The organism is Variovorax sp. BGA-UO-ETr-C22, assembly GCF_059567965.1.
Window position 1 is genome coordinate 475,720 of sequence record NZ_JCAQPA010000007.1, and the last position, 22,502, is coordinate 498,221.

A 22,502-nucleotide genomic window follows, 5' to 3' on the forward strand; every position below is an offset into this window, starting at 1 on the left:
TCGCGGCTTGACGGGCCGGATGCCGGTCACTACATTACTAACCCGTCAGTCATTAACACCATGGCCTCCCCCCGCTCCCTCGTCGACAAGTTCTGCCCGCTGCCGTCCAAGCGCGAGCGGCGCAAGGAGGCGCGTCCGGGCGAGCTGCTGGCGGCGGCGCTGGACCTGTTCGTCGAAAAGGGCTTTGCCGCCACCCGCTCGGAAGAAGTGGCGGCCCGCGCCGGCGTGTCCAAGGGCACCCTCTTTCTGTACTTTCCGAGCAAGGAAGAGCTGTTCAAGGCCGTGGTGATCGAAAACCTCGGCGGCCGTTTCACAGAGTGGAACGCCGAGTTCGAGGCCTTCGAGGGCACGACGGCCGAGATGCTGCGCTACTGCATGAACGTCTGGTGGGAGCGCGTCGGCCTGACCAAAGCCTCGGGCCTGACCAAGCTGATGATGAGCGAAGGCGGCAACTTTCCCGAGCTGGCGGAGTTCTACCGCGAGCAGGTGGTGCGCCCGGGCCACGAGCTGCTGCGGCGCATCCTGCAACGCGGCATCGACCGCGGCGAGTTCGTGCAAATGGACATCGACCACGCCATCTATTCGGTGGTCGCCCCCATGGTGTTCCTCATGCTCTGGAAGCATTCGGCCATGGTCTGCGTCGACGGCGTGAGCACGCTCGACCCCGAAAAATTCATCGCCACCCAGTGCGAAACCGTGCTTCACGGCCTGTGCGTGCGCCCCGGGAGCCCCGCATGACGCCCGCCGGATGGCCGACTGGCGCGGTGGCGTCATCGGCGCGACCTAAAATTGAAGGTTTGTCCCGTCCAGAGCCTTCAAGGAAAGCCACGCCATGAACCCCACGCCCACCCTCGAGCGCTTGCGCTTCAACATGATCGAACAGCAGATCCGTCCCTGGGACGTGCTGGAGTCGGACATCCTCGAGCTGCTGGCCGAGATTCACCGCGAAGACTACGTGCCCGACGCGCACCGCACGCTGTCCTTCTTCGACATGGAACTGCCCCTGCTCGACGGCTCAGTGCCCGGCGAATTCATGCTGTCGCCCAAGGTCGAGGCCCGCACCCTGCAGGACCTGCACATCCAGAAGCACGAATCGGTGCTCGAGATCGGCACCGGCTCCGGCTTCATGGCCGCCCTGCTCGGCGCCCGCGCGGCCCAGGTGCTGTCGCTCGAGATCAACCCCGTGCTGGCCGCCCGCGCCGCCGACACGCTGCGCAGCAACGGCGTGACGAACGTCGACGTGCGCCACGCCGACGGCGCCGTGCCGCTGGCCAGCGGCCCGAGCTTCGACGTGATCGTGCTCAGCGGCTCGGTTGCGCGCATTCCGCAGAACCTGCTCGGTTCGCTCAAGGTCGGCGGCCGCCTGTCGGCCATCGTCGGCGACGAGCCCATGATGCGCGCCCATTTCGTGACCCGCACCAGCGAAAGCAAGTGGGAGACGATCCAGCCCTGGGACACCGTGGCGCCGCGCCTGCTGAACTTCCCCGAGCCCTCGCGCTTCGCCTTCTGATCGAGCGGCCCACCGAATGATCGATCAAGTCCGCCCCGCCGACCTGGCCGCCTGGTTCGCACAGGACGCCGACGCCGCCCCCGTGCTGCTCGACGTGCGCGAGCCCTGGGAGCTGCAGACGGCGAGCGTCGCGCCGCAGGGCTTCACGCTGGTCGCGATCCCGATGAACGAGATTCCCGGCCGGCTGGCCGAACTCGCCGCCGGCGACGGACAGCCCGCGCCCCGCATCGCCTGCCTGTGCCACCACGGCGCCCGCAGCCAGCGCGTGGCCGCTTTTCTGCACCAGAACGGCTTTGACTCGCTCGCCAACGTGGCGGGGGGCATCGACGCCTGGTCCGCGCAGCACGACCCGAGCGTGCCGCGCTACTGATTCTTTCCCTCCCAAGGACGTTCAATGCCTCCCAGGCCCCGGCTTCTGCCTCTTTCCGCAGCCCTCGCAAGCGCCATTGCGAGCCTGCTCGCACTGCCGGCCCAGGGCCAGACACTGAACGAACTCTACGATTCCGCGCGCGGCTTCGATGCCACCTACCAGGGCGCCCGCGCCCAGTACGAGGCCAACCTGGCGCGTGCGGCGCAGGCCAAGGCCGGCATCCTGCCGGCCGTCGGGCTCACCGCGGGCGTGAACCGCAGCAACCTGGACATCGACACCCTGACCGGCACCGGCCGCGGCAGCAGCGCCTCGCGCGACTTCACCACGCAGAACGTCGGCATCAACGCCACGCAGCCGCTGTACCGCCCCGCCAACTGGGCCACCTACGAGCAGGGCAAGCGCCAGGCCGAAGTGGCGCAGGCCGTGCTCACCATCGCCGAGCAGGACCTGATCGTGCGCGTGAGCCAGGCCTACTTCGACGTGCTCGCCAGCCAGGACAGCCTGGCCCTGGTGCGCGCGCAGAAGGTCGCCGTGGCCGAGCAGCTGGCCTCGGCCAAGCGCAATTTCGAGGTCGGCACCTCCACCATCACCGACTCGCGCGAGGCCCAGGCCCGCTACGACCTCGTGATTGCCCAGGAGATCGCCGCCGAGAACGACCTGCAGGTCAAGAAGGTGGTGCTCGACCAGCTGGTCGGCCGTCCGGGCAGCGTGCCCGTGCCGCTGGCCGCGCCGGTCGTGCTGCCGACCGCGCAGCCCGCCGACATCAACGCCTGGGTGGCGCAGGCCGACGAGGTGCATCCGGCGATCCGCCAGGCGCGCCTGGGCCTGGACGTGGCCGGGCTCGAGGTGCAGAAGGCGCAGGCCGGCCACAAGCCCACGCTGGACGCCAACCTGGGCTACAACGTCACGCGCAACCCGACCGGCACCAGCACCAGCACCGTGGGCACGCGCGTCAACGCCGCCACGGTCGGCGTCACGTTCAACCTGCCGCTGTTCGCGGGCTTTGCCACCGAGAACCGCATCAAGGAAACGCTGGCCCTCGAAGACCAGTCGCGCAGCGTGCTCGAAGGCACGCGCCGCAGCGTGGCGCAGGCCACGCGGGCGGCCTACCTCGGGCTGGTGTCGGGTGCGGGGCAGGTGAAGGCGCTCGAAGCGGCCGAATCCTCCAGCCAGAGCGCGCTCGACGCCAACAAGCTGGGCTACCAGGTGGGCGTGCGCATCAACATCGACGTGCTCAACTCGCAGAGCCAGCTGTTCCAGACCAAGCGCGACCTGGCGCAGGCGCGCTACAACGTGCTGCTGGGCAACCTGAAGCTGCGCCAGGCCAATGGCACGCTGACGACCGACGACATGAACGCGATCAACGCGACGCTGGCGCGCAACGGCAGCACGCCTGCAGTGCCTGCCGCGACGACGGGCGCGCCCGTGGTGCCCGTGACGCCGCCGGCCATTCCGGTGGTGCCGCCGGTGCCGGTGCAGCCGTTCAACCCGCCCGCGCCGACGATGCCGTCGGCACCGCCGCCGCCGGTGATCCTGAACCCGCCGGTGCGCTGACCCGGCAACGGGTCACTCCATCAATCTCAATCGAGCGTGGGTTCGGCCCGCACCGCCTCGGGCGGCGGGGCGCCATCGTCGTCGGCCGCCGGCGTTCCCACCGGCTCCGCCGCCTGCGCAATCGCCAGCACCGCCGCCGCCGTGCGTTCGGCCGCGCCACGGTTCGACGACGAAAAGGCCAGCGCGGCCTGCGCCATCACGGCGCGGCGCTCCGGGTTCTCGACCAGCTTGAGCGCCGCGGTCACGGCCTGCTCCATGCCCTCGACACGCAGCGACGCACCCGCCGCGAGCGACAGCTGCGCCGCCTCGGCGAAATTGAAGGTCGACGGGCCCATGACCACCGGGCAGCCGCAGGCCGCCGGCTCGATGAGGTTCTGCCCGCCCAGCGGCTCGAAGCTGCCACCGAGCAAGGCCACGTCGGCCAGGCCGTAGTACAGCGCCATTTCGCCCAGCGAATCGCCGAGCCAGATCTCGGCCTCGGCCGGCTGGCCGGCCGCGCTGCGGCGCGCCACCGCGAAGCCCTCGGCCTCGATGAGCGCCGCCACTTCGTCGAAACGCTGCGGATGGCGCGGCACGATCATCCATTGCACGTCGTGCACGCGCTTGGCGATCGAGCGGATCGCGCCCTGCTCGGGCGGCACCGGCGAAGTGGCACCGAAGCGCTTGAGCACCTCCAGCAGCAGCCGCTCCTCGCCGTCGCGCGAGCTGGCCAGCACGACCATCGGACGCGGCAGGTGCTCGCGCAGCGAGACGGCCGTGGCCAGTTGCCGCGCGTCGGGCGTGGCGTCGAACTTGAGGTTGCCGTAGATCCCGGCCACCTTGGCGCCCAGCGACACCAGCCGGTGCGCGTCGGCCTCGGTCTGCGCCCAGACGGCGGCGAGCGCCGAGTACGCCGGCCGCGCCAGCCCGCTGAGCCGTTCGGCCGCGGCGCGCGATTTCTCGTTGAGCCGCGCATTGGCCAGCACCAGCGGAATGCGGCGCTCGGCGCAGGCCGCGGCCATCTCGGGCCAGACCTCGGTTTCCATCAGCACGCCGATGCGCGGCTGGAAGCGGTCGAGAAAGCGGGCGACGGCGCCCGGCGTGTCCCACGGCTGCCAGACCTGCGTGTCGCCGGGCTCGAGCAGCTTGGCGCCCTCTTCGCGGCCCGTGGCGGTGCCGTGCGTGAGCAGGATCGGAATGCCCGGGTACTGGCGCCGCAGCTCGGCGATCAGGATGGCGGCGGCGCGCGTCTCGCCCAGCGAGACGGCATGCACCCAGCACTGGGCAAAGCCGGTGGTGGCGTCGTCGTAATGGCCGAAGCGCTCCTCGACGGCCACGGCATAGCCGGGCTCGGCGATGGCGCGGCGCCGCAGCTTGCGGCGGACCAGCGGTTGGACGGCGGTGGTGAAGACGCCGTAGAGGCGAAGCAGCAGGGAACGCACAGGTTCTTCAGTGGGCAGCAGCGGCCAGCGTGGCGTCGGGCTTGACCGTTCGCAGCACCGCAAGCATCTCGGTCTCGATGCGTTGGAGCGCCGCCTCGGTCTGGCCTTCGAAGCGCAGCACCAGCACGGGGGTGGTATTGGAAGCGCGGATCAGCCCGAATCCATCGGGCCAGTCCACGCGCAGGCCGTCGATGGTCGAGACCTGGGCGGGCGCGTCGAAGCGCGCGTTCTGCACGAGCTGGGCGACCAGCGCGTGCGGCTCGCCTTCGGCGCAGGCAACGTTCAGTTCGGGGGTCGAGAAGCTGGTGGGCAGCGCATTGAGCACGTCGTTCGCGTCCGGGTGCTTGCTCAGGATCTCGAGCAGGCGGCAGCCGGCGTAGGTGCCGTCGTCGAAGCCGTACCAGCGCTCCTTGAAGAAGATGTGACCGCTCATCTCGCCGCCCAGCGGCGAATCGATTTCCTTCATCTTCGCCTTGATGAGCGAATGGCCGGTCTTGTAGATCATCGGCGTGCCGCCCGCGGCCTCAATGGCCGGCGCCAGGCGCTGCGAGCACTTCACGTCGTAGACGATGGTGCCGCCGGGCACGCGCGAGAGCACATCCTGCGCAAAGAGCTGCATCTGGCGGTCGGGGAAGATGTTCTGGCCGTCCTTGGTGACGATGCCCAGCCGGTCGCCGTCGCCGTCGAAAGCCAGGCCCAGCTCGGCCTGGCCCTTGGCCAGTTCGGCCATCAGGTCCCGGAGGTTGTCGGGCTTGCTCGGATCGGGGTGGTGGTTGGGGAAGTTGCCGTCGACCTCGCTGAACAGCTCGACCACGTCACAGCCGATGGCGCGGAAGATGGCCGGCGCGGTCGCGCCCGCGATGCCGTTGCCCGAATCGACCACGATCTTCATGGGGCGTGCGAGCTTGATGTCGCCCACGATGCGCTGCACGTAGGCCTCGGTCACGTCGACCTTGCGCACGCTGCCGCCGGGCGCCAGCGTGGCGCTGCCGTCTTCCATGGTCTTGCGCAGGCCCTGGATCTCGTCGCCGTAGATCGCGCGGCCGGCCAGCACCATCTTGAAGCCGTTGTAGTCCTTCGGGTTGTGGCTGCCCGTGACCTGGATGCCGCTGGTGCACAGCGTGTGGGCCGCGAAGTACAGCATCGGGGTCGTGACCGCGCCGATGTCGATCACCTCGACGCCGGTGGCGACCAGGCCGTCGATCAGCGCGTCCACCAGCGCCGGGCCCGACAGGCGGCCGTCGCGGCCCACGGCCACCGCGGTCTCGCCGGCCGCGCGTGCTGCGCTGCCGAAGGCACGGCCCAGCGCCTCGGCCACTTCGACATCGAGACTGAGGGGCACGACGCCGCGGATGTCATAGGCCTTGAAGATCGATGCGCTGAGCTGCATGAAGGGCGGGGTCACTGTTGGTTCGGAGTCGGGCATTGTAGGCAACGCGTTGTAGACATCGATGTCCGAAAACGGCCAGTTGAAACGAGTCGAAACCGTATCATTTCCCCATGTCTACCGCCCACGCCCCCTCCGAAGTGCTCGAGAGCGACGCCTGCTACCTGGCGATGAAGACGCACGACGCGCGCTTCGACGGCTCGTTCTTCACGGCCGTGACCTCCACCGGCATCTACTGCCGGCCGGTGTGCCGCGTGAAGCTGCCGCGGCGCGAGAACTGCCGCTTCTTCCGCCACGCAGCCCAGGCCGAGGCAGCAGGCTTTCGCCCCTGCCTGCGCTGCCGGCCCGAGCTGGCGCCGCGCGCAGCCAGCTGGTCGACCGAAGACGCCTCGCGCATCCTCGCGCTGCAGGCGGCGCGGCTCATTGACGAGCCCGATGCCTGGTCCGAGGAAGGCCCCGGCGCGGCGCAGATCGCGGCCCGCCTGGGCGTGAGCGACCGCCACCTGCGGCGCATCTTCGAGGCGCAGTTTGGCGTGTCGCCGCTGCAGTACCTGCAGACGCGCCGCCTGCTGGCCGCCAAGCAGCTCATCGCCGACACGCGCCTGCCGATGACGCAGGTGGCGCTGGCCAGCGGCTTCGCGAGCGTGCGGCGCTTCAACGCGGCCTTCGTGGAGCACTACGGGCTCAACCCGAGCGCACTGCGCCGCGCGGGCGGCACCGAAGGCGGAGAAGGCAAGGCCATCGAGGTGCGGCTGGGCTTTCGCCCGCCCTACGACGCGAACGCCATGCTCGGCTTCTTCGCACGGCGCGCGCTGCGCGGCGTCGAGACCGTGCACACCGCCGACGGCAAGGAGCCCGCCAAGGGCAGCACGCCCACCTACGTGCGGCTGGCGCGCACCCTGCGCGTCCAACAAGGCGGGCAGACGCACGCCGGCTGGCTGCAGCTGCGCTTCGACCTCGAGCGCGAGCAGGTGCTGCTGGCCGTGAGCGATTCGCTGGCCGCGGTGCTGCCGATCGTCATCAGCCGCGCACGCGCGCTGTTCGACCTCGACGCCGAACCGATGGCCATCAACGCCGCGCTGCATGCGGCCTTTCCGCACGGCGACGGGCTGCGCGTGCCGGGCACGGTCGACGGCTTCGAGCTCGCGGTGCGCGCGGTGCTGGGCCAGCAGATCACCGTGGCCGCGGCGCGCACGCTGGGCTCGCGGCTGGTCGAGGCCTTCGGCGACGCGATCGACACGCCCATCGACGGCCTGAGCCGCCTCTTCCCCACGCCCGCCGCGCTGGCAGCGGCCAGCGGCGATGCGCTCGGGCAGCTGGGCATCGTGCGCCAGCGGCAGGCCGCGCTGCAGGCCGTGGCGCGCGAAGTGGCCTCGGGCCGGCTGGCGCTGCATGCGGGCGCCGACGTGCCCTCCACCCTCGCGGCACTGCAGGAACTGCCCGGCATCGGCGCCTGGACCGCGCAGTACATCGCGATGCGCGCGCTGCGCTGGCCCGACGCCTTTCCCGCCGGCGACGTGGCGCTGCAGAAGGCGCTGGGCGTGACCACCGCGCGCGCCGCGGGCGAGGCCTCGCAGGCCTGGCGCCCCTGGCGCAGCTACGCGGTGCTGCGGGCCTGGCACACGCCGCCCGCGCCCGCCGAACCGGCATCGGCCGCCGCGCCGACCGCCACTTCTTCCGACCTCGCAACGGCAGGCCCCGTGCCTGAAAGACCATGAAATTCAAACGCACCGTCATCTACACCTCGCACACCGACACGCCGCTAGGCGGCGTCACGATGGCCGCCACCGACCAGGGCCTGGCCGGCGTCTGGTTCGACCACCAGCGCCACTGGCCCGACACCACGGGCTGGCAGACGAAAGACGACCACCCCGCGCTGGTCGAGGCCGCCGCGCAGCTGCGCGACTACTTCGCGGGCCGCCGCAGCCACTTCGACATGCAGCTCGACCTGTCGCACGGCACCGCCTTCCAGCAGGGCGTGTGGCAGGCGCTGCTGGCCATCCCGGCCGGCGAGACCACAACCTACGGCGCGCTGAGCCAGCGCGTGGGCAACCCGGCCGCGGTGCGCGCGGTCGGCGCGGCGGTCGGGCGCAACCCGATCAGCGTGATCGTGCCCTGCCACCGCGTGCTCGGTGCGGACGGCTCGCTGACCGGTTACGCTGGCGGGCTCGAGCGCAAGACCGCCTTGCTCGAACTCGAGACCGGCAAGTAAGACAGAAGAAAACACCGCCCATGGCGCGTGGCGACATCCTCTGGATGGCGCCACGCGCCATTCCCCAAAGAGACGCATGACCACAACGAACAACAACACCACCGTCGCTCCCTCGCCTTCGCCCGCTCCCGCCGCGCTCGCACCGAAGGCGTGGCTCGTCGATCTCGTGCTGCTGGGCGCGCTGTGGGGCGCCTCCTTCCTGTTCATGCGCATCGGCGCGGCGGAGTTCGGCGCGCTGCCGACGGCCGCCGTGCGCGTGGCCATCGCGGCGCTGTTCCTGCTGCCGATCGCGCTCTTGCGCGGCCAGGGGCCGTCGATCGCGAAGCACTGGAAGGCCAGCCTCACGGTCGGCATCTTCAACTCGGGCATGCCCTTCGCGCTGTTCTGCTTCGCGCTGCTGACCATCAACACCGGCCTGGCGGCGGTGCTCAACGCCACCACGCCGATGTTCGGCGCGCTGGTGGCCTGGGCCTGGTTCCGCGAGCGGCCGAACGGCTCGCGCCTCGTCGGGCTGGTGATCGGTTTCGCGGGCGTCGCAATGCTCGCCAGCCGCAGTGCCGGCCTGCATGCCGGTGCCAGCAACCACGCCGCGCTGTGGGCCGTGCTGGCCTGCCTGGCGGCGTGCCTGTGCTACGGCATCTCGGCCAGCGCCACGCGGCGCCACCTGTCGGGCGTGCCCGCGCTGACCACGGCCACCGGCAGCCAGATCGGCGCCAGCCTGTTCCTCGCGCTGCCCGCGATCTGGCTCTGGCCCGCGCAGATGCCCAGCCTGCGCGCGTGGGCAGCGCTGCTGGCGCTGGGCATCGCCTGCACGGGCGTGGCCTACATCCTGTTCTTCCGGCTCATCGAACGCGCCGGCCCGGCCCGCGCGCTCACCGTGACCTTCCTCGTGCCGGTGTTTGCGCTGTTCTACGGCGCCGTGTTCCTGGGCGAGCAGATCACGCAGTGGATGCTGATCTGCGCCTTCGTGATCGTGTGCGGCGTGGCGCTGTCGACCGGCATCGTCAAGCTGCCGTCGCTGCGCAAGGCCGCGGGCTGAGCCTTCTTAGACCACGCCGGCCACCACGTTCACCGACAGGGCCAGCACGAGCATGTTGAAGGCGAAGGCGAGCACGCTGTGGACCAGCGTGATGCGCCGCATCTCGTGCGAGGTGGCCTGCACGTCCGACACCTGCGAGGTCATGCCGATCACGTAGGCGTAGTACATGAAGTCGAAGTAGTCGGGCGCCTCCTTGCCCGGAAAGTCGAGCCCGCCGTCGGAGGCGCTGTCCTTGCGGTCGATGTAGTAGCGGTGCGCGTAGTGGAAGGCGTAGATCGTGTGCATCATCAGCCACGAGCCCGCCAGCGCCACCAGCCCCAGCGCCACGTGCGCGCCGCGCGCCCAGCCGCTGAGCTGACGCACCTGCTGCAACAGCATCGCGATGGCGACCACGCTCACGCCCACCGCCACCAGCATCGACACCAGGATCACGACGTTGGGCTGGTCCAGCTGCTGTGCGCGCTCGCGCGTGCGCTGGGCGTCGAAGGTCTCGGCCAGCCACCAGCTGAGCACCTGGTACACCGCCACACCCGCGCACCAGCCGGCCAGCGCGCGCGCCGTGAGGCCCATCGGCCAGGGCACGAGCGCCACCGCGACGGCCGCCGCGGCCCCGTAGAGAAGACGTTGGGGACCGGTGGTGGTGGAAAGGTGTTCGCGCATGGGCGGACTGTAGCGCCGCGACATGCATCGGCGCGCGATCGGCAATTTCCTACAGGCACATCGGCCAACGGCGCATGCGCGGCGCGATGCCGCGTCACTAAGGTGATGCGGTTTCAGGGAGCCTCAGCCCGGAGGCATTGCGCCATGCACATGCCCGAGGCATCTTTCACCCGAAGGATTTCTTTCATGCTGTTGCTTCGTTCGCGTCCGTTCGACCGGACCGCGAGATTCGGCGCCCTGGGCGCCCTGGCCGGAACCGGCGCCCTCTGCCTTCTTTGCTTCGCGCCCTTTGCCGCGGCCGAGCCCTCCCCGGCGCTGGACCGTTTCAGCTTCTCGGTGGGGGCCTTCAGTGCCGATCCCAAGTTCAGCGCCTCGGTCGAAACGCCCTATGGCGTGCTGCGCTCGAACGAGCTCAAGCCGGGCCGCGTGACCATGCCGCGCATCTCGGCCGACGTGCTGATCGGCGACAGCCAGGGCCTGTCTTTCGACTACTACCGCTACAAGCGCGACTACGAAGGACAGGTGGCGGGCAACACCTCGTTCGGCAGCTTCGGCTCGCTGAGTGCCATCGGCAACGCGAACCTCTCGGCCCAGCTCGACTTCGCCAAGCTCGCCTACAAGTGGTGGCTCGGTTCGGGCAACACCGTCTTCGGCCTGGGCGCCGGCGCGGCCTACTACCGCGCGACGCTCGGTGCCAGCGCGCTGGTCGGCGTGAACGGACAGGTTCGCTCGGTCAGCGAGCGCTCGAGCGACAACGCCATCGCGCCCCTGCTCGAGGTCGGCGTGCGCCACGCGATCACGCCCGACCTCCGGTTGTTCGCCGATGCCTCGGGCGTGTGGAAAAGCAGCGGCCGCTTCCACGGCAACATCTACAACGCCGCAGCCGGCGTGGAGTGGTTCCCGGTGAAGAACGTGGGCCTGGTGCTGTCGTATGGCGTGACCAACATCGACCTCACGCGCGAGGGCGGCTTCGCCGATTCGCGCCTGAAGGTGCGGCTGCAGGGGCCCTCGGCCTTCCTCAAGGCCCGCTTCTGACGCGGCCCCGCCGGGCGGCCGGCGCTGCATAGCCACTCTTCGCAAGACCGGCAGGCGGTGCCGGTCTTAGTCTGCGCTCCGATCGAACACCCCCAACGACCGGAGACACGCCCTCATGCCCGCCGCCCGTACCGAGCCCACGCCCTCCTCCTTCCAACGCATCGCCCGCATCGCGCTGGGCGACGTGATCCACCGCAGCGCGCGGCGCTTCGGCGCGCGCACCGCGCTCATCGAAGGCGAGCACCGCATGAGCTACAGCGAGCTCGACGCCGCATCGAACCGCTTTGCGCACCACCTGCTGGGCCTGGGCCTGGCCAGCGGCGAGCGCGTGGCTATGCTGTGCAACAACTCGATCGAGATGGTGGTCGCGCTGCTCGGCATCCAGAAGGCCGGGCTCGTGTGGGTGCCGATCAACACGGCACTGGCGGTCGATGCCATCGGCTACATCCTCGAACACGCCGAAGCGCGGCACCTGGTGATCGACACCGCGCTGCACGCGCGCCCCGAGCTGCGCCAGCTGCTGGACACGGCGGGTGTCTCGCCGCTGCTGTGCGTGCTCGACGGCGACACGCCGCCGCCCGGCGTGCCCACCGTGGCGCAGGCCATCGCGCAGGGCCCCGCCACGCTGCCCGACGTGGCCATCGACACCAACCAGCTCGCGCTCATCATGTACACCAGCGGCACCACCGGCCGGCAGAAGGGCGTGATGCACTCGCACGCCTCGGTGCACTCGGTGCTCCAGAGCAACATGCTCGAATGGGGTGGCGGCCCCGCGCACCACGACGTGTGGAGCAACGTGCTGCCGCTGTTTCACTGCGGGCAGCACACGGTGCTGATGTCGGCGCTCGCGGTGGGCGGCACGAACGTCATCCTGCGCGGCTTCGACCCCGGCGCGATGCTCGCCGCCATCGAGCGCCACAGGATCACCGTGACGGTCGGGCTGCCCATGATGTACGGCGCGCTGCTGGCCCACCCGCAGCGCGAGTCGCGCGACCTGTCGAGCCTGCGACTGTGCGTGTATGCGATGGCGCCGATGTCGCGCACGCTGCTGCTGCGCCTGCTCGATGCGCTGTGCCCGAACTTCGCACTGGCCTCGGGGCAGACCGAGATGTACCCCGGCGCCACCATCTTCGAGACGCACCAGCAGCGCGAGCGCTTCGGCTCGTACTGGGGCGTGGGCACGCTGGTGAACGAGGTCGCGGTGATGGGCGACGAGGGCGAGCTGCTCGCGCCGAACCAGGTCGGCGAGATCGTCTTTCGCGGACCGAACGTGATGCTCGGCTACTACAAGGACCCGCAGGCCACGGCGCATGCGCAGCGCTTCGGCTGGCACCACTCGGGCGACCTGGGCAAGCTGGACGACGACGGGCAGCTGATCTTTCTCGATCGGCTCAAGGACATGGTCAAGTCGGGCGGCGAGAACGTGCCTTCGCTCAAGGTCGAGGAGGTGCTGCTGCGCCACCCGGCCGTGCTGAACGCGGCAGTGGTCGGCCTGCCGCACGAGCGCTGGGGCGAGGCCATCACGGCCTTCGTCACACGCCGGCCCGATGCGCCGGCGGAGTTCTCGGAGGCCACGCTCACGGCGCACTGCAAGGAACATCTCGGAGGCTTCGAGGTGCCCAAGGACATCGTCTTCCTGCCCGCGCTGCCGATGACCTCGACAGGCAAGATCCAGAAGTTCGAGCTGCGCCAGGCCCACCAGGGGCACTACCAGCGCGACTGAATCCGCATCAGGGCGACTGCAGTTTCTGCAACAGCGACGCGCGCACTTCCTTCTTGAGCACCTTGCCGACCTTGGAGCGCGGCAGGTCGGCCCACACCTCGACCTGCTTGGGCGCCTTCACGCTGCCGATGCGCGACTTGACGAAGATCTTGATCGCCTCGGCATCGACGCTGCGGCCCGCATGCAGCTGCAGCACGGCCACCACGCGCTCGCCCCACTTCTCGTCGGGCAGGCCGACGACGGCGCTGTCCTGCACGTCGGGGTGTTGCATCAGCACCTGCTCCACCTCGGCCGAGTAGACGTTGAAGCCGCCCGAGATGATCATGTCCTTGGCGCGGTCGACGATGTACAGGAAGCCGTCGCCGTCGAGGTAGCCGATGTCGCCCGTGTGATGCCAGCCGTGGCGCGAGGCCTCCTGCGTGGCCTTCGGGTCCTTGTAGTAGCCGCGCATCACGAGCGAGCCGCGCACCACGATCTCGCCGCTCTCGCCCGTGGGCAGCAAGGCGCCCTCGCCGTTCATGATGCCGACCTGCACCAGCGGACCGGGCCGCCCCGCCGAGGCCAGGCGCTGGCGCGCCACCGAACCGTCGGCGTTGAAGTGGTCGCGCGGCGGCATCATCGAGACCATCATCGGCGCCTCGGTCTGGCCGAAGAGCTGCGCCATGACGAGGCCGATCTTGTCGAGCGCTTCTTCGAGCCGCGCGGCCGACATGGGTGCGGCGCCGTACCAGAAGCACTGCAGCGAATCGCGCTTCGTCTGCGCCAGCTCCGGATGCTGCAGCAGCATGTAGATGAGCGTCGGCGGCAGGAAGGTGTGGGTGACGCGCCGGCGCTCGATGAGCGAAAGGAACTCGCTCAGGTCGGGCTTGGGCATGATGACCACGCGCCCGCCCAGCGCCATCACCGGCAGGCACAGCACGCCGGCCGCATGCGTGAGCGGCGCGAGCGCCAGGTACACGGGCCGGCCCTCGAACGGGTAGCCCATGAGGGTCAGCGCCGACATGGCCTCCAGGTTGCCGCCCGAGAGCATCACGCCCTTGGGCTGGCCGGTGGTGCCGCCGGTGCCGGCGATCATGGCCACGTCGTCGGGCGGCGCGATGTCGATCGGCGCATCGTCCAGCCCGTCGAGCCATTCGTCCATGGCGGGCGCGAAGGCCTGCCGCTGGTCGAGGCACACCAGCGCCTTCAGTTTAGGCAGCTGCGCGCGCATCTGCTCGACCATGGGCCCGTAGTTGCTGTGGAACACGAGGCAGGCGCAATCGAAGGCATCGAGCACGAAGGCGTTCTCGCTGGCTTCGTTGCGCGGGTTGATCGGGCACCACACGCCACCGGCGCGCGAGATGCCGAACACCGTGGCGAAGGCCAGGGCGTCGTTGCTCGAGAGCACCGCCACCTTGTCCCCGGGCTGGATGCCCGCGCGCTGCAGGCCGCGTGCCACGCGCCAGCTGATGCGTTGCACCTGGCCGTAGCTCAGGTCGGCGTCGCCCATGGTGAGGCACGGCGAATCGGCGCCCTGCTGGGCGCCTTTGTCGAGGTAGTCGACGAGGCGCATGCGCGTCAGCCCATCCGCGTGAGCACGGGTTCCTGCACCAGCCCGAAGCTGCGCAGCGCCCCCAGCAGCTCGCGGTGCCCGAAGGCCTGGCAGCCCGAGGCAAAGCCGGCGCGGCGCGGCGCCTGCTGCAGCAGCGAGGCCGCGGCATAGGCTTGCAGCAGGCCGGTCTGCTTGTAGTTGCAGTTGCCGAAGATCACGCAATGCGCACGCCCCAGCGGACCGGAGGCATGCACCGAATCGACCGACTTGTTGATGCGCGGGTTCTCGCGCGGCGGCATGGTGTTCATCACGCCCGCGGCCGTCTGGGCCAGCGCGGCATAGCGGTCTTCGTCGTTCATGCCTTCGGTGGCCTTGAGCGCGGCGGCCACGATCTGCGGCACGCCCAGCATCAGCGGCTTGTTGAAGACGCCGCCGAGCACCTTCACGTTGGCCACGCGCGGGTCGCGCTTGAACCACACCGGGTGCGAGGTGCCGCCCCAGGGCAATGCCAGCGCGGCTTCATGCTGGCCGGGAATCGACAGGTGGTACAGGCCCGCGTCGGGCTGCCATTCGACGTACTGGTTCTGCTCCAGGTAGAAGGCCTTGGACGTGGCCGCGTTCACCAGGATGGTCTGCGTCGACGCGATGGTCGGGCTGCCGCCCCAGAACACGGCGATGTCGAGCGTGTCCAGGCCGGGCGTTTCCAGGCACAGCTGCGCCGCGATTTCGCCGGTGGTGTACATCTGCGCCAGGCCGGGCGACAGCAGCAGGCCTGCAGCGGCGAACTTGGCGCCGTACTTCTGGTCGAGCGTGATGAGCCAGTCTTGTTCGCCGGTGGTGTCGGTGTAGTGGCAGCCGGCGGCCAGGCAGGCATCGACCACCTCGGGACCGAACTTGGCGAACGGCCCCACCGTGTTGAGCACGACCGAGGCGCCGGTGAAGAGCTCGGTGAGCGCTTCAACCGTGTGCGCGACCTCGACCACTTCGTAGTCGGCGGTCTCGATGCCGGGCACGTTCGACTTCATCGCCGCTTCGAGCTTCTCTGCGCTGCGGCCTGCTGCGATGAAGGGGATGTGGTACTCGCGCAGGTACTCGCAGACCAGGCGCCCGGTGTAGCCGGAGGCGCCGTAGACGATGACGGGTTTCTTCTTGCTGCTCATGTTTCTTGCTCCTTGTTGATCGCTCACATGCCCATGCCGCCGTCCACCGCGAGGCCCGCGCCGGTGATGAACCGGGCGGCGTCGGAGCAGAGGAAGACCACCACGTCGGCCATGTCGCCGATCTCGCCGAGGCGGCCCAGCGGCGTCTGGCCGATGACATCGCCCACGGCGGCCTCGACGCTGGGCGCGAGCCCCGCGGCCACGATGTCGTTGGCGAGCTTCATGCCCATGTCGGTGGGCACGAGGCCGGGGTAGATGCAGTTGACGCGCACGCCGTAGCCCAGCTTGCCGGACTCCATGGCCGCCACGCGCGTGGCGCGGTCGACCGCCGACTTGGTCGCCGAGTAGCCGGCGATGGCGGGAAAGGCGATGGTGGCCGCGACCGACGCGATGTTGACCACCGCCCCGCCGCCGCCCGCGCTGCCGCCGGGGCGCATGGCGCGAAAGGCGTGCTTCATGCCCAGCAGCGTGCCGGCCACGTTCACGTCGAGCATGCGGCGCAGGTCGTCGCCGTCGACGTCGACCACCAGCGAGGTGATCTCGATGCCGGCGTTGTTGACCAGGATGTCGAAGCCGCCGAGGGCCTTCACCGTGGCTTCGGTGGCAGAGGCCCAGTCGCCGTCCTTCGTGACGTCGAGCGGGACGAAGCCCACCTTCGCTCCCTCTGCGGAAAGCCGCTGCGCGGTCTCCTTGCCCAGGTCGGCGAGCACGTCGCCGATCATCACCGACGCACCCGCCTGCGCCAACGCCTGGGCGATGCCCGCGCCGATGCCGCGCGCACCCCCTGTCACCAGGGCCTTGCGCCCCGTCAAGTCGAACTTGGCCATCACTTGTCTCCTGTGGATATGTGTATGAGATGGAGCGGCCATGCTAGGAATCGACTTGACGAGTGTCAAGAATTTTTTTGACGACTGCCCAAATTTCGTAAAATGCCTCTGGAATGCACGTACGAGGGATTTCCCACGCCGCGTGCTATGGTTTGCAATCACCAGGAAACACAGCGGCCGGCACTCTGCGGCCTGGCTAGAAATGACCACTCATTCACGGGTAAAGAAGCACACCGGACGGGTGCAGAAGGCGCCGGCCGACAAGTTCGAGCAGCGCCGCGCCGAGCTCGGCGAAGCCGCCCTCACCACGCTGGCCACGCTCGGCTACGCGCGCACCAGCCTGCGCGAAATTGCGCAGAACTCCGAGTTCTCGCATGGCGTGCTGCACTACTACTTCAGCGACAAGGTCGACCTCATCGTCTGCAGCGTCAAGCAGTACAAGGCGCGCTGCGTCACGCGCTACGACCACGCGGTCGACACCGCCACGACGTATGACGAGCTCATGGAAGGCTTCCTGCAGAGCCTGGGCGACACGCTGCTGGGCGAAGGCCACGTGCACCGGCTCTGGTACGACCTGCGTTCGCAGGCGCTGTTCGAAGCGGCCTTCCACGACGACGTGGTGCAGATCGACAAGAGCCTCGAAGACATGATCTGGCGCATCATGAGCCGCTTCGCCGAACTCTCGGGGCAAGCCCCCGGCCTGCCGCCCTCGGCCTGCTACGCCCTCTTCGACGGGCTGTTCCTGCAGGCGCTGCTCAAGCACCTCTCGGGCGACACCAAGGCCATCGCCGACATGCAGGCCGACGTGCGGCAGTCGATCGAGCGGCTGTTCACCGCCCCCGCCGCAACCACCGCGCCGGCCTCCCGCAAGCGGCGCGCCTGACGCCGCCATGGCGCCGTTCAACACCGCCTACCGGCAGACGCTGCTCGCCGGGCGCCTCACCCTGGGCCTGATGACGCCGCTGGCGCGCCCGCACGGCGCGATGGCCGACCCCGCGTCCGAACTGCAACTGGCCCGGCTGGCCGACACGCTCGGCTTTGCCGCGCTGTGGACGCGCGACGTGCCCGTGATGCTGCCGCAGGGCGAAGAGACCGCGGTGCTCGACGAGCCCTTCATCTGGCTCACCGCGCTGGCCGCCGCCACGCAGCGCATCGCGCTCGGCACCGCCGCCGCCGTGCTGCCGCTGCGCCATCCGCTGCACGTGGCCAAGGCCGCGCTCTCGCTCAACCGCCTGTCGAACGACCGCTTCATCCTCGGGCTGGGCTCGGGCGACCGCGAAGCCGAGTTCGCCATCTTCCAGCAGGACATCGCGCTGCGCGGCGACGTCTTCCGCGAACGCTGGAACCTGGTGCGCTCGGCGCTCTCGCCCGATGCGCACGAGCGCGCTGCGCTGCACGAAGCCACCGGCGGCCACGACCTCATGGCGGCACCCGCCGCGCGCATCGGCATGCTGGTGGTGGGCTCGGCGCGCCAGTCGCTGCAATGGACCGCCGCCCACGCCGACGGCTGGGCCACCTACCACCGCGACGAAGCGCGCCAGCAGGGCCGCATCGGCCTGTGGCAGACCGCGCTGCGCGAACGCGCGGGCGGCGAAGCCAAGCCCTTCATTCAATCGTTGCAGCTCGACCTGCTGGACGATGCCGACGCGCCCGCCGAACCCATCGAACTCGGCCTGCGCACGGGACGCCACGCGCTCGTCGACTACCTCGACCGCATGGAAGACGCCGGCGTCGCGCACGTGCTGCTGAACTTCGCGCGCAGCAGCCGGCGGCCCGCGCAGGACGTGGTCGACGAGCTCGGCCGCGAGGTGCTGCCGCGCCTGCAAGGCCATGCGCGCACACCGCCAGCCTGACCCGTGCAGAATCCGGCGCTCGCCGTTGCCGACCTTCCTTCCAAGGACTTTCCCCATGACCGATCTCTCGCACTTCCCCATCACGAAGAAATGGCCCGCGCAGCACCCCGAGCGCCTGCAGCTGTACTCGCTGCCCACACCCAACGGCGTGAAGGTGTCGATCCTGCTGGAGGAAACCGGCCTGCCCTACGAGCCGCACCTCGTGAGCTTCGAGACCCAGGACCAGATGTCGCCGGAGTTCCTGTCGCTCAACCCGAACAACAAGATCCCCGCCATCCTCGACCCCAACGGCCCGGGCGGCCAGCCGCTGGCGCTGTTCGAATCGGGCGCCATCCTGCTGTACATCGCAGAAAAGACCGGCCAGTTCATCCCGAAGGATGCGGCGGCCCGCTACGAGACCATCCAGTGGGTGATGTTCCAGATGGGCGGCATCGGCCCGATGTTCGGCCAGCTCGGCTTCTTCAACAAGTTCGCCGGCAAGGACTACGAAGACAAGCGCCCGCGCGACCGCTACGTGGCCGAGTCGAAGCGCCTGCTCGGCGTGCTCGACAAGCACCTCGCCAACCGCGCCTGGATCATGGGTGACACGTACACCATCGCCGACATCGCCACCTTCCCGTGGGTGCGCAACCTGATCGGCTTCTACGAGGCCGGCGACCTCGTGGGCTTCAGCGAGTTCAAGAACGTCGCGCGCGTGCTTGAGGCCTTTGTGGCGCGGCCGGCGGTGGTGAAGGGCCTGGGCATTCCAAAGCGGGGCTGAGGCCCCGGCAACAGACCCTAGTTCGCGCTCAGGTCCATGAGCATCCGCGACAGCAGATAAAGCCGCGGCACCACGCTCTCGACCTCGGCGTATTCCTCGGGCGTGTGGATACCGCCACCCACTATGCCGAAGCCGTCGAGCACGGGCACGCCGACACCGGCCACGAGGCTGGCGTCGGCGGCCCCGCCGCTGCTCTCGATGGTGAGCTTCTTGCCGATCTCGCCGTAGATGCCCTCGGCCATGCGCACCAGCTTGTCCGACGCGGGCGAGCGCGGCATCGGCGGTAGGCCGCGCACGAGGCGCACGCGCACCTCGGTCTCGGGGATGAGCTTGTTCTGCGCGATGCGCGTGAGGTCTTTCTCGACGCGGTCGAGCTCCTCGGGCGTGGCGGCGCGCACGTCGCCCTTGGCGCTGGCCGACGCGGGGATCACGTTGGTCGGTCCGTTGGCCGTGAGCACCGTGAAGTTGACCGTGGTCTTCTTGGCCGCATCGGCCACCTTCGACAGTTGCAGGACCTGGTGCGCGACCTCCATCGCGGCGTTGCGGCCCGCCTCGGGCGCGACGCCCGCGTGCGACGCGAGCCCCTTCACCTCGATGAGCGCCGTGGCCGAGCCCTTGCGCTCGACCACGAGGCCGTCGGCCGGACGGCCCGGCTCGAGGTTCAGCGCGACGTCGTGCTGCTTGGCCACGCGCTCGATGAGCGCGCTGGTGCCGACCGAGCCGGTCTCTTCGTTGGTGTCGATCAGGAAGGTGATCTGGCCGTAGTCCTTGAAACCGATCTTCTGCAGGATCTTCAGCGCCTGCAGGCCGGCCACGACGCCGCCCTTGTTGTCCATCACGCCGGGGCCGTAGGCGCGGCCGTCCTTGATGTAGAAGGGCTTGGCCGCGGCCGTGCCGTCCTTGAACACGGTGTCGATGTGGGCCAGGATGAGGATCTTCTTCTTGCCCTGGCCGGTCAGCGTCGCGACCAGGTTGGTGCCCGGGTGCGGCTCGGCGGGAAAGCTCTCGATGCGCGCGTCGAGCTTGCGCAGTTCGTCCGCCACCATCTCGCGCACCTTGGCCAGGCCCTCGGTGTTGGTCGAGCCCGAATCGATGTTGACCATGCGCTCCAGCAGCTGCAGCGTCTCGTCCTTTTGCTGCGTGGCGGCGTCGAGCACGCCCTGGTGCGGCTTCTGGGCCATGGCGCTGGCGGCGAGCAAGGCACTGGCCAGAACGGCGCCCTGGCAGGCGGCGCGCGTCCATGAACGCGGGGTGGAGCGAAGGTGCATGAGGAAGCCTGTTCTTTCTGTTGTGGAGGTTCGTTCGAAGCGAACCCCACACTAGCACCCGCTTCGCGAACGGGTCAAGCCGCGAGGCTCGGCGCCGGCGCCTCCGTGGCTTGCGCGATGCGCCCGGCCTTCATGTGGACGATGCGGTCGGCCACATGAAAGTAGCGGTCGTCGTGCGAGATGACGACCAGCGAGTGCCCCTTGGCGCGCAGCTCGGGCAGCAGCTCGGTGTAGAACAGATGGCGAAAGGCCGGGTCCTGGTCGGCGGCCCATTCGTCGAACACCAGCACCGGCCGGCCTTCGAGGTACGCATGCACCAGCGCCAGCCGCTTGCGTTGGCCGGTCGACAGGTCGGTGGTGCTGAAGGCGCCGTCTTTCACCGACACCTTGTGCGCGATCTCCAGCCGTTGCAGGTAGGGCAAGGCGGTTTCGGGCAGCGCCTGGTGGCCGCCCTCTTCACCGGCCACGAGGTCTTCGAACAGGTAGAAGTCGGAGAACACGGTGGTGAAGAGCTGGCGGTAGTCGTCGCGCGTCTGCGGCGTCACGGCCTTGCCGTCGAGCAGCAGCTCGCCATCCACCGGCGCGTACAGGCCCAACAGCAGCTTGATGAGCGTGGTCTTTCCCGAGCCGTTGTCGCCGACGACGAAGACGATCTCGCGCCGCCCGATGCGCAAATCCACCGGGCCGAGCACGAAGGGCTCCGCGCCCTCCACCGCCGGGAACGCATAGCGCGCGCCGCGCAGCTCGATGGCGTCGTGCAGCACGGGCGTGGCGGGCGGTGCGTGCAGGTCCAGGTGCGGTTCGGGCGTGGCGAAGCGGGCCGACAGGTCACCGATGCGCTCGAAGGCCACCTTCGCGCGCCCCAGGTGCGGCAGGGCCGCCACCACCTGATCGAGCGGCCCTTTCAGAAACAGAAGCACCAGCACGAAGCCGCTGAGCACGACGGGCGCGGTGTCGCGGAACGCGGCCCAGCCGAGGATGAGTGCAATCAGCAGGAAGAACAGCGCCGAACCGAAGGACGAGGCGAGCACGAAGATGTTGATGGCACGCCGGTTGATGTCGTGGATGCGTTCCACCGTGTGCGCCACCTGCTGCTCGTACACCTTGGCGCGGCGCGCGCGGTGCATGCGCAGCTCCTTCGCGCCTTCGCTGATGCCGCGGTAGGCCTTGTGCAGCGCCTCCTCCTGCTCGCGCGCCTTGAAGAAACCCGAGATGCCACGCGCATGCGCCAGGCTCTGCACGGTGATGCCCACGAGCAGCGCCCCCAGCAGCAGGCCGAACAGCGGCGGCGAAAGCCACGCCAGGTAACCCAGGCAACCAAGGGAAACAGCCAGCGCGATCATGGTCGAGGCCAGCATGAAGGCCACGTCGCTGATCATGTCGACGTCCTGCGTGAGCACGGGCATCAGGCGGTGCATGCGGTAACGCTCGAGCGCATCGATCGGCGCCGCGAGGATCTTCAGCGCCAGGCTCTTGCGCACTTGCGCCACGAGCCGCTGGCCGACCACGTTGTTCGACATGTCGGAGGTGGCGCGCCCGACCAGCGCCACCACGCACAGGCCGATGAAGGTCAGCAGCAGCCCGCCGGCCAGGCCGCCGGGGCGATGCAGCACCTGGTTGATGGTCGCCAGCAGCGCGACGGTCGCGATGCCCGCGCCGATGCCGGTCACGGTCGACAGCGCGATCCACGGGAAGTAGGGCCGCAACAGCCGGACGAGTTCGGACGCGGGGGCGCTGGCGGGTGTGAGGTTCATGCGGCGGACGGTTCGTTGCAAAGGGAGACGGGCTCCCTGCAATGACGTTCGGCGGGCCTGCTTGTTTAGCAGGAAGGCGCGGTGCCTATTGCAGCAGCGGCTGCGCCCCCGCCTCGCGCGCGGCCTCCACCACCGAGGCGCCGGCCAGCGCCCACAGCGTCAGGGCCTCGTCGAGCGCGCGCACGTGGCTCGGGTCCTGGCCGAGCCAGGCCACGAGCTGCTCGGCGCGCTCGGGCGACGGTGCGTCGTGCAGCTCGCGAAAAAGCCGCCAGGCCATGCTGAAGGCCGGATCGGAGGGACGGTGTCTCGGGAAGCTCATGGGGATTCGCACGCCTGCACTGCTGTCGATGAGTGAGTAGACGCTCCGTGGGGCAGGCTGTTTAGGCGCGGGGCCTGCGCGGACTAAATTTCCGGCCCGCCGGCGCGTCTTCTGCTGCA

21 protein-coding genes are annotated in these 22,502 nt (G+C 69.5%); 12 read left to right on the forward strand and 9 right to left on the reverse strand.

The window, feature by feature from the left end; all coding sequences use genetic code 11:
* Positions 1-60 precede the first annotated feature (60 nt).
* The 4 genes from AC57B8_RS06175 (at position 61) to AC57B8_RS06190 (ending at position 3,434) form a co-directional block, all read left to right on the forward strand.
* The gene (locus AC57B8_RS06175) at positions 61-738 is read left to right on the forward strand and encodes a TetR/AcrR family transcriptional regulator (protein ID WP_487848212.1); all 678 of its coding nucleotides are present in this window, start codon (positions 61-63) and stop codon (positions 736-738) included.
* Between the two features lie 94 nt (positions 739-832).
* The gene (locus AC57B8_RS06180) at positions 833-1,510 is read left to right on the forward strand and encodes a protein-L-isoaspartate O-methyltransferase family protein (RefSeq protein ID WP_496478974.1); all 678 of its coding nucleotides are present in this window, start codon (positions 833-835) and stop codon (positions 1,508-1,510) included.
* A 16-nt stretch (positions 1,511-1,526) separates the two neighbouring features.
* Complete coding sequence (locus AC57B8_RS06185) at positions 1,527-1,880, forward strand: rhodanese-like domain-containing protein (RefSeq protein ID WP_070062458.1); 354 nt, start codon at positions 1,527-1,529, stop codon at positions 1,878-1,880.
* Between the two features lie 24 nt (positions 1,881-1,904).
* Positions 1,905-3,434 carry a TolC family outer membrane protein gene (locus tag AC57B8_RS06190; protein WP_062469804.1) on the forward strand — a complete coding sequence of 510 codons (1,530 nt, stop codon included), beginning with the start codon at positions 1,905-1,907 and terminating at the stop codon, positions 3,432-3,434.
* 26 nt (positions 3,435-3,460) lie between these two features.
* Here the strand turns inward: AC57B8_RS06190 and AC57B8_RS06195 are convergent, their stop codons facing one another.
* Together AC57B8_RS06195 and AC57B8_RS06200 are read right to left on the reverse strand one after the other, a co-directional pair.
* Positions 3,461-4,855: a 3-deoxy-D-manno-octulosonic acid transferase gene (locus AC57B8_RS06195; protein ID WP_496478975.1), complete on the reverse strand. Its 1,395-nt coding sequence runs from the start codon at positions 4,853-4,855 to the stop codon at positions 3,461-3,463.
* Positions 4,856-4,862: 7 nt separating this feature from the next.
* Positions 4,863-6,245 (reverse strand): phosphomannomutase/phosphoglucomutase, encoded by a 1,383-nt coding sequence (locus AC57B8_RS06200; protein ID WP_496478976.1) that lies wholly within the window; start codon positions 6,243-6,245, stop codon positions 4,863-4,865.
* Positions 6,246-6,355: 110 nt separating this feature from the next.
* Between AC57B8_RS06200 and AC57B8_RS06205 the strand changes: the two genes are divergently transcribed.
* The 3 genes from AC57B8_RS06205 (at position 6,356) to AC57B8_RS06215 (ending at position 9,493) form a co-directional block, all read left to right on the forward strand.
* Positions 6,356-7,960 carry a DNA-3-methyladenine glycosylase 2 family protein gene (locus AC57B8_RS06205; protein ID WP_496478977.1) on the forward strand — a complete coding sequence of 535 codons (1,605 nt, stop codon included), beginning with the start codon at positions 6,356-6,358 and terminating at the stop codon, positions 7,958-7,960.
* Positions 7,957-8,454 carry a methylated-DNA--[protein]-cysteine S-methyltransferase gene (locus AC57B8_RS06210; protein WP_062469816.1) on the forward strand — a complete coding sequence of 166 codons (498 nt, stop codon included), beginning with the start codon at positions 7,957-7,959 and terminating at the stop codon, positions 8,452-8,454. The genes AC57B8_RS06205 and AC57B8_RS06210 overlap by 4 nt, the downstream gene beginning before the upstream one ends.
* Before the next feature lie 76 nt (positions 8,455-8,530).
* Positions 8,531-9,493, forward strand: a complete 963-nt coding sequence (locus tag AC57B8_RS06215; RefSeq protein WP_496478978.1) for a DMT family transporter — start codon at positions 8,531-8,533, stop codon at positions 9,491-9,493.
* Between the two features lie 6 nt (positions 9,494-9,499).
* Here AC57B8_RS06215 and AC57B8_RS06220 read toward each other — a convergent pair whose 3' ends face one another.
* On the reverse strand, positions 9,500-10,153 hold the full coding sequence (locus AC57B8_RS06220) for a DUF1345 domain-containing protein (RefSeq protein WP_070062606.1): 654 nt from the start codon (positions 10,151-10,153) through the stop codon (positions 9,500-9,502).
* 186 nt (positions 10,154-10,339) lie between these two features.
* Here AC57B8_RS06220 and AC57B8_RS06225 point away from each other — a divergent pair, with 186 nt between their 5' ends.
* Together AC57B8_RS06225 and AC57B8_RS06230 are read left to right on the forward strand one after the other, a co-directional pair.
* Positions 10,340-11,188: a hypothetical protein gene (locus tag AC57B8_RS06225; protein ID WP_496478979.1), complete on the forward strand. Its 849-nt coding sequence runs from the start codon at positions 10,340-10,342 to the stop codon at positions 11,186-11,188.
* Positions 11,189-11,303: 115 nt separating this feature from the next.
* Positions 11,304-12,911, forward strand: a complete 1,608-nt coding sequence (locus tag AC57B8_RS06230) for a class I adenylate-forming enzyme family protein (protein WP_496478980.1) — start codon at positions 11,304-11,306, stop codon at positions 12,909-12,911.
* A gap of 7 nt (positions 12,912-12,918) precedes the next feature.
* Here the strand turns inward: AC57B8_RS06230 and AC57B8_RS06235 are convergent, their stop codons facing one another.
* The 3 genes from AC57B8_RS06235 to AC57B8_RS06245 are packed head-to-tail and all read right to left on the reverse strand — an operon-like array spanning position 12,919 to position 16,429.
* The gene (locus AC57B8_RS06235; protein ID WP_496478981.1) at positions 12,919-14,463 is read right to left on the reverse strand and encodes an acyl-CoA synthetase; all 1,545 of its coding nucleotides are present in this window, start codon (positions 14,461-14,463) and stop codon (positions 12,919-12,921) included.
* Positions 14,464-14,468: 5 nt separating this feature from the next.
* The gene (locus AC57B8_RS06240) at positions 14,469-15,602 is read right to left on the reverse strand and encodes a DUF5938 domain-containing protein (protein ID WP_062469831.1); all 1,134 of its coding nucleotides are present in this window, start codon (positions 15,600-15,602) and stop codon (positions 14,469-14,471) included.
* A 23-nt stretch (positions 15,603-15,625) separates the two neighbouring features.
* Entirely contained in the window at positions 15,626-16,429 is an 804-nt protein-coding gene (locus AC57B8_RS06245) for an SDR family NAD(P)-dependent oxidoreductase (RefSeq protein WP_369629680.1), read from the reverse strand.
* Between the two features lie 202 nt (positions 16,430-16,631).
* Here AC57B8_RS06245 and AC57B8_RS06250 point away from each other — a divergent pair, with 202 nt between their 5' ends.
* The 3 genes from AC57B8_RS06250 to AC57B8_RS06260 are packed head-to-tail and all read left to right on the forward strand — an operon-like array spanning position 16,632 to position 19,042.
* A complete protein-coding gene (locus tag AC57B8_RS06250; protein ID WP_496478982.1) occupies positions 16,632-17,312 on the forward strand; it encodes a TetR/AcrR family transcriptional regulator in 681 nt (226 codons plus the stop codon).
* A 7-nt stretch (positions 17,313-17,319) separates the two neighbouring features.
* Positions 17,320-18,282, forward strand: a complete 963-nt coding sequence (locus AC57B8_RS06255) for a TIGR03571 family LLM class oxidoreductase (RefSeq protein ID WP_496478983.1) — start codon at positions 17,320-17,322, stop codon at positions 18,280-18,282.
* Between the two features lie 55 nt (positions 18,283-18,337).
* Complete coding sequence (locus AC57B8_RS06260; protein ID WP_495264083.1) at positions 18,338-19,042, forward strand: glutathione S-transferase N-terminal domain-containing protein; 705 nt, start codon at positions 18,338-18,340, stop codon at positions 19,040-19,042.
* 17 nt (positions 19,043-19,059) lie between these two features.
* On the opposite strand, the gene AC57B8_RS06265 is transcribed toward AC57B8_RS06260, so the two are convergent.
* The 3 genes from AC57B8_RS06265 to AC57B8_RS06275 form a co-directional block, all read right to left on the reverse strand.
* Entirely contained in the window at positions 19,060-20,310 is a 1,251-nt protein-coding gene (locus tag AC57B8_RS06265; RefSeq protein WP_447746383.1) for a glutamate carboxypeptidase, read from the reverse strand.
* 74 nt (positions 20,311-20,384) lie between these two features.
* On the reverse strand, positions 20,385-22,064 hold the full coding sequence (locus tag AC57B8_RS06270) for a cyclic peptide export ABC transporter (protein ID WP_487848198.1): 1,680 nt from the start codon (positions 22,062-22,064) through the stop codon (positions 20,385-20,387).
* Between the two features lie 85 nt (positions 22,065-22,149).
* Entirely contained in the window at positions 22,150-22,383 is a 234-nt protein-coding gene (locus AC57B8_RS06275) for a hypothetical protein (protein WP_070062443.1), read from the reverse strand.
* Between the last annotated feature and the right edge of the window lie 119 nt (positions 22,384-22,502).